The organism is Burkholderiales bacterium, from assembly GCA_035543335.1.
GTDB lineage: Bacteria > Pseudomonadota > Gammaproteobacteria > Burkholderiales > JAHFRG01 > JAHFRG01.
This window is the reverse complement of sequence record DASZZH010000025.1, coordinates 259,840-273,660: the sequence shown is the minus strand read 5'-3', so window position 1 is coordinate 273,660 and position 13,821 is coordinate 259,840. Positions and strand designations below refer to the sequence as shown.

General features: G+C 58.8%; 10 protein-coding genes. 3 read left to right on the top strand and 7 right to left on the bottom strand.

Annotated features, from left to right (window positions below):
• From VHE58_06460 to def, 6 genes are all read right to left on the bottom strand, one after another.
• Positions 1-2,124 carry an ATP-binding protein gene (locus VHE58_06460; GenBank protein HVS26928.1) on the bottom strand — a complete coding sequence of 708 codons (2,124 nt, stop codon included), beginning with the start codon at positions 2,122-2,124 and terminating at the stop codon, positions 1-3.
• Between the two features lie 13 nt (positions 2,125-2,137).
• Entirely contained in the window at positions 2,138-2,656 is a 519-nt protein-coding gene (locus VHE58_06455) for a DUF4390 domain-containing protein (GenBank protein HVS26927.1), read from the bottom strand.
• 55 nt (positions 2,657-2,711) lie between these two features.
• A complete protein-coding gene (gene rsmB / locus VHE58_06450; GenBank protein HVS26926.1) occupies positions 2,712-3,971 on the bottom strand; it encodes a 16S rRNA (cytosine(967)-C(5))-methyltransferase RsmB in 1,260 nt (419 codons plus the stop codon).
• Positions 3,972-3,990: 19 nt separating this feature from the next.
• The gene (gene htpX, locus VHE58_06445) at positions 3,991-4,836 is read right to left on the bottom strand and encodes a zinc metalloprotease HtpX (protein ID HVS26925.1); all 846 of its coding nucleotides are present in this window, start codon (positions 4,834-4,836) and stop codon (positions 3,991-3,993) included.
• 75 nt (positions 4,837-4,911) lie between these two features.
• Entirely contained in the window at positions 4,912-5,841 is a 930-nt protein-coding gene (gene fmt, locus VHE58_06440) for a methionyl-tRNA formyltransferase (GenBank protein ID HVS26924.1), read from the bottom strand.
• A 391-nt stretch (positions 5,842-6,232) separates the two neighbouring features.
• Positions 6,233-6,736, bottom strand: coding sequence for a peptide deformylase (gene def / locus VHE58_06435; GenBank protein HVS26923.1), 504 nt, complete (start codon positions 6,734-6,736; stop codon positions 6,233-6,235).
• Between the two features lie 121 nt (positions 6,737-6,857).
• On the opposite strand from def, the gene VHE58_06430 reads away from it, so the two are divergent.
• The 3 genes from VHE58_06430 (at position 6,858) to topA (ending at position 11,402) form a co-directional block, all read left to right on the top strand.
• A complete protein-coding gene (locus VHE58_06430) occupies positions 6,858-7,919 on the top strand; it encodes a LysM peptidoglycan-binding domain-containing protein (GenBank protein HVS26922.1) in 1,062 nt (353 codons plus the stop codon).
• Between the two features lie 23 nt (positions 7,920-7,942).
• The gene (dprA, locus tag VHE58_06425) at positions 7,943-9,022 is read left to right on the top strand and encodes a DNA-processing protein DprA (GenBank protein ID HVS26921.1); all 1,080 of its coding nucleotides are present in this window, start codon (positions 7,943-7,945) and stop codon (positions 9,020-9,022) included.
• A 100-nt stretch (positions 9,023-9,122) separates the two neighbouring features.
• Positions 9,123-11,402 carry a type I DNA topoisomerase gene (gene topA / locus VHE58_06420; protein ID HVS26920.1) on the top strand — a complete coding sequence of 760 codons (2,280 nt, stop codon included), beginning with the start codon at positions 9,123-9,125 and terminating at the stop codon, positions 11,400-11,402.
• Between the two features lie 6 nt (positions 11,403-11,408).
• Here the strand turns inward: topA and gyrB are convergent, their stop codons facing one another.
• Positions 11,409-13,817: a DNA topoisomerase (ATP-hydrolyzing) subunit B gene (gyrB, locus tag VHE58_06415; protein HVS26919.1), complete on the bottom strand. Its 2,409-nt coding sequence runs from the start codon at positions 13,815-13,817 to the stop codon at positions 11,409-11,411.
• Positions 13,818-13,821 lie beyond the last annotated feature (4 nt).

Sequence of the window (13,821 nt, the reverse complement as noted above, 5' to 3'; positions counted from 1 at the left end):
TCAGGCCGCGTGCGCCAGCGGCAGCGAGATGCTGACGCAGGCGCCGTGCGGTTTAACGTTTGCAATATGAATCATGCCGCTGTGCTCATCTACGATTTTCTTGACGATGGCGAGTCCCAGGCCCGTGCCCCTGGGTTTGCTCGTCACATACGGCTCAAACAAGCGCGTCATCAATTGTTCGGGGAAGCCGCTGCCGTTGTCCTGAATGCTCAATTGAATACGGCCGCCCACCGCTTCAGTACGCACCACGATGCCGGGCGCCGGCACCTCGGTCAGCGCGTCTTGCGCATTCTGCAGCAGATTATGAATAACCTGCCGCAACTGGGTCTTGTCTCCCAGAACCTGGGGCAGATCAGGCGCGAGCTCCAGCTTGATGGCGAGCGCCGGCGATTCATAAAGCGCCAGCACTTCGCGCAGCAGCCGGTTGAGGTCGAGCGGGTGCAGCGCCAGCTCCGGCGAGCGGGCATAGTCGCTGAACGCGTCGACCATGTTCTGCATCGCCGCTACCTGGCTGATGATGGTTTGCGTGGCGCGCTTGAGGATTTCCAAATCACGTTGATCGAGCTTGTTGGCGAGCTTGTGCTGCAACCGTTCGGCGGAAAGCTGGATCGGCGTGAGCGGGTTTTTGATTTCATGCGCCAAGCGCCGCGCCACCTCGCCCCAGGCCGCGTCACGCTGCGCTTGCAGCAAATGAGTGATGTCGTCGAACACCACCACATAGCCGGCCTGTGCGGCGCCGGCAAGGCGGGTGCCGCGCAATAACAGCACCCGGATCCCCGATTCCCCTCCATATTCCACCTGTTTTTCCCACTCATCCTGGGGCGCTCGCTGGAATGATTGCAATATTTCCAGGCTCAACACGCCCAAAGCCGCCCGGCCGGCGCGCCATTCCTCGAGACGGGTTCCGCGCAATTGCGCAAACTCGGTTTCCAGAATATACCCCGCGCTGGGGTTGGCCGAACGCAAACGAAATCCTTCGTCGAATGCCAGCACCCCCGCTGACAGGTTGGCCAGCACGCTCTCCAGATAAGCCTTGGCGGTTTGCAGTTGCTCTTGATGGCGCTCCGCCGCCATCCGTGCCTCCGCCAGTTGGTGGGTCATGAGGTTGAACGACTGCGTGAGAACGCCGAGCTCGTCGCGGCTTTTCACCGGCTGCCTCTGGCTGAAATCGCCTTGCGCCACCGCGCGCGTGCCCTCGGCAAGCATTTCGAGCGGCGCGCTCATGCGTTCGCTGATGAGAAATCCCAGCGCGATGGCGGACAGCCACGCGAGCAGCAGGGTGAGCGTCAATGTTATGGCATACAGGCGCTTCAAACCGGCGCGCGAAAGCGAAAGCTCCTGATAATCGCGGTAAACCGTTTGCACCGTTTCCGCGTCTTGCGCCAGCCGCTCGGGCACCGGCTGGAGGAGTTGCAGCACGCGGATGCCTTCGTTCACGTTCAACACATTGACCGGCACCATCACCCGCAGGTACAGACCCTTGCCCGGAATAGTCTCGGCGCCGCTATACGCCTGCTGCCGGCGGATTTGCTTAAGCAAGGCCGAGCTCGGCAAATCCGGCATGAGTCCGCTTTTCTCGCTGATGGAAAAAGCAATCAGGGTGCCGCGCTGGCTGAACAGCGTGGCTTCCTGCACGCCCAACTGCTCGCGCAAGGTGTTGAGCGCGGTCAGGTGTTCGGCGACCGGCAGCTCAGAGAGCGAGAGCGCCATCGTGTCGGCTTTCTTGTTGAGATCCTTGAGCAGGTTATCCAACGTGGTGCGCCCAAGGTTCAGGCCGCCTTCCAGCGCTTTTTCGACGCGCACATCGAACCACGACTCGATGCTCTTGGCGAGGAATTGCACCGAGACGGCGTACACTAGCGCGCCGGGAAGCACCGCCATCAGGGAGAAAAGCAGTACCAGGCGCAGGGTGAGCTTCGCGCCGAACACTTTCGCGGAAAGCTTCTTGCGCAACGCCAGCAACTGGACCGTCACCACGCCGATAAGGCAGAGCGTGATGGCACCGTTGAGCGCCAGAATCAGCGGGTAGTGCTGGGCAAACAGCGCCGTGTTGGCGCTGGCGGTGGAAAGCAAAAATAGTAGAACCGCGCCCAGACCGAGGCACAGGATCACGAAATATCTCATGCCGCTTCTCCGCTCACGGGGTGACCTCCCAACGATGCCAGCCTGAGCTTAAGTTCCAGTCCTTGGAAGCAACTGCATTCAACTGGAATGGCTTGGGTAGTTGCGACACATCGAGCCTCATGCGCAGCGCCGCGACATAGGTCTTGCCTTTTTCCAGCGCAGCTTTTTCCACCGCCATCCGGTCGCGCAACTGGCTCATCAGTCCCATCGCCTCCTGCAGAGTGGCGAAATTCTGAAACAAGTTGCCTACACTCAAGCGGTATTGCCGGGTCAGCGCGTTGTAACTCAATTTGTACTGATGTTTGAGTTGCACCAGCTTCTGGTCGAACCAGTACCAGCGCGAGCGCGACAATTCAAACTCGGTGACAAAATACAGCGCCACGCCCTTGTTGAGTGCTTCTTCCAGCGTATGGGTAAGCGCGATATCCAAGTCCGCTTGCAGGAGATAATCGTTGCCGTCCGCCTCGAACGCGGCTGCTTTCACCTGTATACCCTCCGCAAATACCGGCGCCGGCGCCAGACTCAACAACATCACGCAGGCGAATCCGCGTAAATTGAACAGCGGCCAAAACCTTTTCCAAGGCAGATTAAATCTTACGGAGCAAGGCGTAGAAAAAACCATCATGCTGGCTGTCGGGTAGCAATTGGCCGTCGGTGTTGAGCGGCTGAAGCTCGGCATTTTTGTGCCGCCCAAGAAACGCGTCAACTTGCTGACGGTTTTCCTCTGCAAAGACCGAGCAAGTGACATATAGCAATTTACCACCTCCGTCCAGGCATTGCCACAAGGCATCGAGGATGCGCGACTGCTGCCCGGCAAACTTTCCGATGTCGGTTTCGCGCCGCAACCACTTGATGTCGGGATGACGGCGCACCACTCCGGAAGCGGAGCAGGGCACGTCGGCAAGGATGCGCTGGTAAGGCACGCCATCCCACCACGTCGCGGGTTGACCTGCATCGCCGCACACAATGCGCGCTTTAAGTTTTAAGCGCCGCAGGTTTTCTTCGACTCGGCCCAATCGTTCGCCGTCGTTATCCAGCGCGGTAACCTCGGCGTCAGCCTGCTCCAGAATATGCGCGGTCTTGCCGCCCGGCGCGGCACAGGCATCGAGCACACGCATTCCTGGCCGCACGTCGAGCAGCGGCGCGGCGCGCTGGGCTGCCGCGTCCTGCACCGAAACCTGGCCTTCGGCAAAACCGGGCAGTTTTTCCACCATGAGCGGCCGCTTCAGCATCAACGCATCCCCGCCCAGATCGATGGCCTCGATTTGCGCGCTTTGCAGCCGCAAAAGGTAATCGCGCTTGGTACTGGCGCGCCGGTTCACCCGCAAAGTCATCGGCGGATGCTGGTTGGCAGCCAACAAAATGGCTTGGTGCTGGTGTGGGTATTGCGCTTTCAGTTTGTCTATCCACCACTGCGGATGTGAGTAGAGGCCGACTTCATTGTCGCGGGCTTGCCGGGTCAAGCTTTCGCGGTGACGAAGAAAGTTGCGCAATACCGCATTGACCAAGCCTTTTGCTGCGCGCTGATTGAGCGTTGCCGCGGCGTTGACCGCTTGGTAAACCACCGCGTAGGGCGGCGTCTTGCCGTACTGCAACTGGTAGAGACTTACCAGAAGCAGCGCCCGCAGTTTGTCATCGCGCAAAGTTTTCTCCAGCAACAAACCGAGCAGCGCCTGCGCTTCCCCGCAATAGCGCAAGGTGCCGTAAGCGAGCTCCTGGGCTTGCGCGCGCTGTTGCGCGCCCAAAGAAGGGTGGCGCCGCCAAAGCGCGGAGAGTGTGGAAGTGAGATTGCGCCCCTCCAGCACCTGGCTTACCGCAAGACTGGCCAGGCGCTGAGCGTCAATCATCGCGCGCGGCTGGCGAGAATCAGGCTCTCGCCGTGGCCCAGAGACGGGCAATGCGCTCCTGCGTCGAAGGATGGGTGCTGAACAATCCCTGCACGCCGCCGCCGGAGAGGGGGTTGATGATCATCATCTGCGCGGTTTCCGGATGCATTTCGGCGACGGGCATAGTCTCGCCGCGGGCGTAACGCTCGATTTTTTCCAGGGCGGAAGCCAGTGCCTCTGGATTGCCCGAGATTTCCGCGCCGCCGCGGTCGGCTTCGAATTCGCGCGCCCGCGAGATGGCGAGCTGAATCAGCATTGCCGCAATCGGAGCAACAATCATGATGAGCAACGCCGCCAGCGGATGCACGCCGTGCCCATTCTGGTTGCCGTCGCCAAACAACATACCGAATTGCGCGACGGACGAAACAGCGCCGGCGATAGTGGCGGAGAGGGTGGAGATCAAAATATCGCGATGCCGGACGTGGGCGAGTTCATGCCCCAGCACCCCGCGCAACTCGCGCGGGGTGAGCAACTGCAAAATGCCGGTGGTCGCGGCCACCGCGGCATGCTCGGGGTTGCGGCCGGTGGCAAATGCATTGGGCTGGGCCTGATCGATCAAATACACCCTGGGCATGGGAAGATTCGCGCGTTGCGCCAGTTCGCGCACGATGCCATAAAGCTCGGTGGCGCGGGTTTCATCCACTTCCTGGGCGTGGTACAGGCGCAGCACCATCTTGTCGGAGAACCAGTAGGCCCAGAGATTCATTGCGCCGCCAAGAACCAAAGCAATTGCCATTCCCGAGCCGCCGCCGAGCAGCGCGCCGACCGTGCCGAAAAGCGCCATGATGGCGGCCATCAACAAAGAAGTTTTGAGCCAGTTTCCCAACATTGCGGTTCCTTTCACTTAGTCTGCCGCTTGGTTCGGCGGCGATTCCTTAGATAAGACTGAAACCAAAAAAATTCAAGCGCCAAGCCGCGTGCCCGGCCTCAAGGCAGAACCTGCCAGGAAGGCTTGCGCCCGCAGGCGCTTGCTACCCGCTTTTTGCAGCTCTTCGATGCGCAACCCCCCTGCGCCACAAGCCACAACGATGCCTAAGCCATTCGCAGCAATCACCTCGCCCGGGTTGCCTATCACATGATTTTCAACCCCGGCTTTCCAGATTTTGAGCGGCTCGCTATTTAACAGTGTGGAGGCCCCGGGATGGGGATTAAACGCGCGTACCATGCGCTCGATTAAGCGCGCTTCTTTTTCCCAGTCGATTTCCGCTTCGGCTTTCTCCACCTTGGCGGCGTAGCTTGCGCCTGTTTGCGGCTGAAGTTGCGGCTGCAATTCGCCGCGCTGGAGCGCTTGAAGCACACGCACGATGCACCCCCCCCCGAGCTGCGCTAATTTATCATGCAGGGTTTGCGCGGTCTCGTCGACAGCAATCTGCAAACGCTGTTGCAGCAACAGCGGTCCCGTATCCAAACCTTCGTCCATCTGTATGATGCTGATGCCGGTTTCGGCGTCGCCGGCAAGCAGCGCGCGCTGTATCGGCGCCGCGCCGCGCCACCTGGGCAGAAGCGAGGCATGAATATTGATGCAGCCAAAGCGTGGCAAATCCAAAACGGCTTTGGGCAGAATCAGCCCATACGCTGCGGCGACCATCACGTCGAGCGCCACCCGCTTCAATTCTTCCAATGTTGCAGCGTCTTTCAGGGTTTGCGGCTGCTGCAGCTTAAGCCCGCGTCTTAATGCGAGTTCCTTTACTGCGCTCGCCGCGGCCCTCATCCCGCGTCCGGCAGGGCGGTCGGGTTGCGTCAGTACCAAGACGGGGTTAAAACCGGCGCGCAGCATCTGTTCCAGCGCTAGCGCCGCAAATTCAGGAGTGCCGGCGAAGGCGAGTTTCATAAGAACCTATCTCACCAATGGTCGCGCGATGCGTTGTAGGCCAGAAAGGCCGGATGCAAGGCGCGAAGGCGCAGACATATGTTGAACATAGGCAAGCCGAGCAACGACGCAGCCGGTCTTTCTGACCACAACCCGAAGGGACGGGGGCCGTCGCGACCCGGTGGCGAAGCTGGGTGCGGGAGCGACGAGCTGTGCGCCCAAGAAGCGCTGTCCATCGACGGCCTTCGCGCCCCTTTCCGCGCCACGCTGCGCGAGTCCGAGTTCGGGACGCACTTTGGCGCATTTCGCCGTTGCTCGCTCCTAGTTTGGAATGACCAAACGGCGTCGCTCGCGCCTAGAACTGCACCCAAAATCGCCGCCGTCGCACACGTGACCATTGATGAGATAGGTTCTATATAACCTTGCGCTGCATTTTCCTGAGCCTGCTGAGTATGCGCGTTTGCTTGAGGCGTGAGAGATACTCGACGAACACCCTGCCCTTGAGGTGGTCCATTTCATGCTGGATGCACACCGACAGCAGCCCGTCCGCGTCCAGCGCAAAAGACTTGCCCCCGCGGTCCAGGGCTTGCACCTTGATGCGCGCGGCGCGCGGTACTTTCTCAAAAACCCCCGGCACCGAGAGGCACCCCTCTTCGCAGTCGGAAATTCCCTCGCTTTCCACGATTTCAGGATTGATGAAAACCTTGAGCTGGTCACGCGTTTCCGAGGTGTCGATGATAATCACCTGCTTGTGCATATCGACCTGGGTGGCCGACAGGCCCACACCGGGCGCGGCATACATGGTCTCCGCCATGTTCGCAACCAGGGTACGGATCTCATCATTGACCTTGGTAACCGGCTTGGCTATGGTGTGGAGCCGGGAATCTGGGTATAGGAGGATTTTTAAAATCGTCATTTATGCTTGCTAATTTAACAAAGCACATGCAGAATTTATACTAACCCTTGATTTCTTATAGGTATGCTACACTTGGAGTATTCCGGGATTTCGGGTCGAACTTCTACAAACGGGGATTCCGATGCGTAAGTTTTTTATTATATCGCTGATTCTGCTTTCGGGTTTGACTGCGGCGCGAGCAATCGCCGAAGATGAGCCTGTCCAGTTGCAGGACAATCCGCCTGACCGCTATGTCGTGGTAAAAGGCGACACGCTATGGGGCATTTCCAAGCGCTTCCTCAAAGATCCCTGGCAATGGCCGCAGGTCTGGGGCATGAATCGCGAGCAAATCCAAAATCCCCACCTCATTTACCCGGGCGATGTGGTTGTGCTCGACCGTTCCGGCAAGACCCCGGCGCTGCGCCTGGTAAGGGGTGAGACTGCTGGAACAGCGGTCGGGGGGCGGGAAACCGTCAAGCTTGGTCCGCGTGTTCGCGCCGAAGCCTTAGAGCGCGCACCGATTCCCGCCATACCGGCTTCTGCCATCGAACCTTTCTTGAGCCAGCCGCTGGTTATCGAGGCTAACGGTTTGGAAAACGCGCCCCGCATCGTCGCTGGCCAGGACGAACGCGTGGTGCTGGGCGCGGGAGATCACGCCTATGTGCAGGACCTGCCAAAAGAGAAAGGCGAGGATTGGCAAATTTACCGTGTTGGCAAAACGCTGTTTGATCCGGAAACCCAGGAAATTCTAGGCTACGAAGCGATTTACCTGGGACAAGCCAGGGTCATCAAATTTGCCGAAGCCAGCCCGATTGAAATCACCAAATCCACGCAGGAAATCAACACCGGCGACCGCCTGGTGGTTGCCTCGTCTCTGGCGGCCGCCAATTATGTGCCGCACGCACCGGAAAAAGCGATCAAGGTACGCGTCATTTCCGCTTACGGCGGGATAACCGAAGGCGCACAAAACACCATCGTTACCCTCAACAAGGGTGTGCGCGACGGCCTGGAAAGAGGGCATGTGCTCGCGCTCTACCGCCGTGCGCCGCCGGTAAAAAACTCCAGTGGCAAAGTGACCCTGAGGATACCCGATGAACGCTACGGTCTGCTCATGGTTTTCCGCACCTTTCAAAAGGTTTCCTACGCGCTGGTCATGCAGACCACGCGTCCGGTACATGTGCTCGACGTGGCGCAGACGCCCTGATCTGATACCCCGCTCTTCCTGCAATGCAGCCTGACCAGGAGACCGAAAGCTGGCTGGCGTTAAGCCTCATGCCGGGCCTCGGCGATGAATCCTTCCGCAAACTGCTCGTTGCTTTCGGCGAACCACAAAAAATTCTCGCGGCAAGTTACGCTGAACTCACCCGCATCGTCCCCGCCAAAATCGCACGCTGCATTAGCGAAAACTTAGATCGCGACTCGGTCCGCGACGCGCTCAAGTGGCTCGAGGATGACAACAATCACCTGGTCACGCTCGCCGACCGGGACTATCCGCAACTCCTGCTGCAGATTCCCGACCCGCCGCCTTTGCTTTATGTCAAAGGCCGGCTCGAGCTGCTTAACCGGCCGGCGCTGGCCATCGTCGGCAGCCGCAACGCCACTCCGCAGGGAATAGCCAATGCCGAAAGTTTCGCGCAGGCCTTGAGTGACGCGGGGCTTTCCATCGTGAGCGGGCTGGCGCTGGGAATAGATGCTGCGGCCCATCGTGGTGGTTTAAAAGGTGCTTCTTCGAGCGTCGCCGTGGTTGGCACCGGGCTGGACATCGTTTACCCTGCGCGCAATCGCGAGCTCGCGCACGCGCTAGCAGACGCGGGCACGCTGATTTCCGAGTTTCCCATAGGCACGCCGGCCGTCGGCAGCAATTTTCCGCGGCGCAACCGCGTCATCAGCGGGCTCTGTCGCGGCTGCCTGGTGGTTGAAGCCGCGCTCTCCAGCGGCTCGCTGATTACAGCGCGGCAGGCGCTGGAACAGGGGCGTGAAGTGTTCGCGATTCCCGGCTCGATTCATTCTCCACTTACCAAAGGCTGCCACGCGCTCATCAAGCAGGGCGCAAAGCTCGCGGAAAGCGCGCAGGACGTCCTCGAAGAAATCGGCTGGAAAACAACGGGGCATACCACCAGCACGCACCAATCGGATTCGGATACCCCGCCGCTTCTGCAGCATTTGGGTTTCGATCCCTGCGACATCGACACCTTGTGCACCCGCTGCCAATTGCCTCCCGATGCGGTAACCGCCATGCTGCTCCAGCTCGAGCTTGCGGGTCGTGTTGCCGCGCTTCCCGGCGGCCTTTATCAACGACTTAACTGATTGTTGCCGTAAACAAAGCGCTCTGCGCCTTCCGCAAACTTCTTGCTAAGGCCGCAAATAGTTCTTATCATCTTGCGCTTTGGTTTCGCCAAACACACGCATGTCCGACAACTTGCTGATCGTCGAATCGCCCTCTAAAGCGAAAACGCTCAAAAAATATCTCGGGAGCGATTTCGAAATCCTGGCCTGCTTTGGCCACGTTCGGGATCTGGTGCCCAAGCAGGGCGCGGTCGATCCCGAGCACGCCTTTGCCATGAAATACCAGCTTATCGCGCGCAACAGCAAGCATGTCGACGCGATTGCCAAAGCCGTCGCCAAAGCAAGTAAGATATTTCTCGCCACCGACCCGGACCGCGAAGGCGAGGCGATTGCATGGCACATCTCCGAAATCCTCAATTCCAAGAAGCTGCTCAAGAACAAGAAACCGCTGCGGGTGGTGTTCTACGAAATCACCGAATCAGCGGTAAAGAACGCGATTAAGGAACCACGCGATATTTCCATGCCGCTGGTCAACGCGCAACAGGCGCGCCGTGCGCTCGATTACCTGGTCGGTTTTAATCTGTCGCCGCTGCTGTGGCGCAAGATCCGCCCGGGCCTTTCTGCGGGGCGCGTGCAAAGCCCGGCATTGCGCCTGATCGTGGAGCGCGAGCAGGAAATCGAGGCATTCAAACCGCAGGAACACTGGACCATTCACTTCGACAGCCACAAGGAGAAACAGAAATTCTCCGCGCGTTTGTTCCAGTACCGCGGCGAGAAGTTGGAGCAGTTCAGCATACCGGATAATGCGGCCCAGCAAGAAATCATCGCGGATTTGCGCACGGCCAGGAACGCGCAGGTCGTCAAGGCCGACAAGAAGCGCAAGCAGCGCCTGCCTGCCGCGCCGTTCACCACGTCCACGCTACAGCAGGAAGCCGTGCGCAAGCTCAACCTCAGTACGCAGCGCGCCATGCGCGTGGCGCAACAGTTGTACGAGGGCGTGGACATTGGCGGCACCAGCGTCGGTCTGATTACCTACATGCGTACCGATTCACTGTCGCTAGCCAACGAAGCCGTCACCGAAATTCGCAATTATGTGAGCAAGCACTTCGACCACGAGTACCTGCCAAAAACCGCAGTGCATTACAAGAGCAAATCCAAGAACGTGCAGGAAGCGCACGAGGCGATTCGCCCGACTTCGATTTTCCGTATGCCGGAGAGTGTCAAGCCATACCTCAGCGCGGAGCAAGCCAGGCTTTACGAAATGATCTGGAAGCGCGCGCTCGCCTGCCAGATGAGCCCGGCGCAGTTCGACGTCACCAGCCTCGACATCAGCATGAACAATCCCGACAACCTGTTCCGCGCCAGCGGACAAACCCTGGTTTTCCCCGGCTTCATTGCCGTCTATCAGGAAGGCCTTGACGAACCCGAAGAAGAGGGTGAAGACAAGCTACCGATCCTCAACGTCGGCGACGTCGTGCCGGTCGACAAACTCTATGGCGAGCAACACTTCACTCAGCCGCCGCCGCGCTACACCGAGGCGAGCCTGGTGAAAACGCTGGAAGATCACGGCATCGGCCGGCCTTCGACTTATGCCAGCATCATATCCACGCTATTGGATCGGGATTACGCGGTGCTCGACAAGAAGCGCTTTGTTCCCACCGATGTGGGCTGCGTGGTCAACAAATTCCTCACCGAGCACTTCACCCGCTACGTGGATTACGATTTCACCGCCAAGCTCGAAGACCAGCTCGACCAAATCTCCAACGGCAAGCGCGAGTGGGTGCCGGTATTGGAGGAATTCTGGAAAGGCTTTCATCGCCTGATCGAGGACAAGAAAAACATCTCGCGCCGCGAAGTCACGCAGGAAAAAATGGATGAGGCCTGTCCTAAGTGCGGCAAGCCGCTCGCCGCGCGCTTGGGCAAACGCGGCAAGTTCGTGGGCTGCACCGGCTTTCCGGATTGCGACTACACCCGCAACCTCAACGGCGAAACGGAAAAACCTGAAGAAACCGCTATGGTGGAAGGACGCACCTGTCCGAAATGTGGAAGCGCTCTGGCCATCAAGAACGGACCGTATGGGAAATTCATCGGCTGCTCGTCTTATCCCAAATGCAGATTCATCGAGCCGCTCAACAAGCCACGCGATTCCGGGGTGCCGTGTCCGCAATGCGCAAGCGGGAGCCTTATCGAGCGCAGGAGCCGCTACGGCAAAGTGTTCTACTCATGCAGCACCTACCCCAAGTGCAATTACGCGGTGTGGAATCCTCCGGTGGCCCAGCCCTGCCCCAAGTGCAAATGGCCGATCCTCTCTTTGAAAACCACCCAGCGCCACGGAACAGAACTGGTTTGCCCGGTGAAGGGGTGCGGCTATAGCACACCTGCTCCTGCGGCGGCTGCGTAAGGCCCCTTAGACGTCGAGATTTCTCACACTCAACGCGTTGGTTTCGATGAAGGCGCGGCGCGGCTCCACGACGTCGCCCATCAAAGTGGTGAAGATTTCGTCGGCGCTGACCGCGTCCTCAAGCTGCACGCGCAACAGCCTGCGGTTCGCCGGATCCATGGTGGTGTCCCACAACTGTTCCGGGTTCATTTCACCCAAGCCCTTGTAGCGCTGTACAGATAACCCTTTCTTCACCTCTTCCAAGAGCCAGTCGAGCGCCTGCTTGAATTCAGCAACCGGCCTTTGCTGCTCGCCGCGCTTTACATAGGCGCCCGCGCCCAGAAAACTTTGCAGCATCTGCGCGGTGCGTTTGATCTGCGCATAGTCCCCGCTTTGTAGGAAATCCGGATCAAGCACGGTGACGCGCTGGTTGCCATGTCGGGTTTTCTTTATAAGTAATTGATATCTTTCATTTTTATCATCGTACTGGGGCTCGATTTGCAATTCTTCTCCGGCCAGTTGCCTGGATAAAACGCCAGCGCTTTCCCTGGTGGATTGTTCGTCCGACAAATCGATGTCCGGCTGTTTGAGAAGCGCGTAAAGCACGCCCGGATCAATGATGCGCCCTAAGCGTTCGACCACTGCTTCGGCAAGCAGATATTCCTTGGCTAATTTTTCCAAGGCGTCTTTGCTTAATGGCTCGGCGCCCTCGCGGGTCACCAGCTGCGCTTCGCTCAACGCTTGTTGCAGCAAGAAATGCTTGAGCTCATGGTCGTCTTTAAGGTAACGCTCATCCTTGCCGTGCTTGACCTTGTATAGCGGCGGCTGGGCAATGTAGATGTGGCCGCGCTCGACCAGTTCCGGCATTTGCCGGTAGAAGAAAGTGAGAAGCAGCGTGCGGATATGCGAGCCGTCCACGTCAGCGTCGGTCATGATAATGATGCGGTGGTAACGCAGCTTGTTGATGTCTTTGTCGTCGCCGATACCGCAGCCCATGGCGGTGATAAGAATAACGATCTCTTGTGAAGACAGCATCTTGTCGAGCCGCGCTTTCTCCACATTGAGGATCTTGCCCTTGAGCGGCAGGATGGCTTGGAATTTGCGGTCGCGCCCCTGTTTGGCCGAGCCCCCGGCGGACTCGCCCTCGACCAGATAAAGCTCGGAGAGCGCCGGGTCCCGTTCTTGACAGTCGGCCAGCTTGCCTGGAAGCCCCATCGAATCCAGCACGCCTTTGCGCCGGGTCATCTCGCGCGCCTTGCGTGCGGCTTCGCGGGCGCGCGCGGCTTCAATGATCTTGCTGGTAATCACGCGGGCGTCGTTGGGCTTCTCGAGCAGAAATTCCATCAGCTTCTGCCCCACGATTTCCTGCACGATGGGCTGCACCTCCGAGCTCACCAGTTTATCCTTGGTCTGCGACGAGAACTTGGGCTCGGGAACTTTCACCGAGAGCACACAGCACAAGCCTTCGCGCATGTCATCGCCGGTGGTCTCGACCTTGGCCTTCTTGGCGATTTCATTTTGCTCCAGGTATTGGTTGAACGTTCTGGTCAATGCCGCGCGCAGGCCGGTCAAGTGACTACCGCCATCACGCTGCGGAATGGTGTTGGTAAAACATTGCACCGATTCCTGATAGGAATCGTTCCACTGCATCGCCACTTCCACGGTAACACCTTCCTTGGTTCCCACCGAGTGGAAGATGTTGCTGTGAAGAACGTTCTTGCTGCGGTTCATGAACTCGACGAAGCCTTTGACTCCGCCGGCGAACGCGAAGCTTTCTTCCTTGCCTGTGCGCTGGTCGATAAACTGGATTTTCACCCCGTTATTGAGGAAGGAAAGCTCGCGCAGCCGGCGCGCCAGAATGTCGTAGTGGTATTCCACATGACCAAAGGTTTCGCGGCTAGCAAGAAAATGCACTTCGGTGCCGCGTCGGTCGGTTTTCCCCGTCACTTTCAAGGACACGACCGGCTCGCCGTGCCGGAACTCCATGAAATAAGCCTTGCCCTCGCGGCGTATGGTCAGCCGCAGCCACTCAGAAAGCGCGTTTACCACTGAAACCCCGACGCCATGCAAGCCCCCGGCGATTTTGTAGGAATTGTTATCGAACTTGCCCCCCGCATGGAGTTCGGTCATTACGATTTCAGCGGCGGTGCGCCCCTGCTCGTCGTCCTTGTGGATTTCAGTCGGGATTCCGCGGCCATTGTCGATGACGCTGATCGAGTTGTCGATATGGATGGTCACGGCAATCTCGTTGCAGTAGCCAGCCAGGGCTTCGTCTATAGCGTTGTCTACCACCTCGAATACCATGTGATGCAGTCCTGTGCCGTCTGCGGTGTCGCCGATGTACATCCCCGGGCGTTTGCGCACTGCGTCGAGGCCCTTGAGCACTTTGATGCTATTTGAGTCGTATTCGCTTTTGTCGTCTTCCGGTCTGTGCATATCC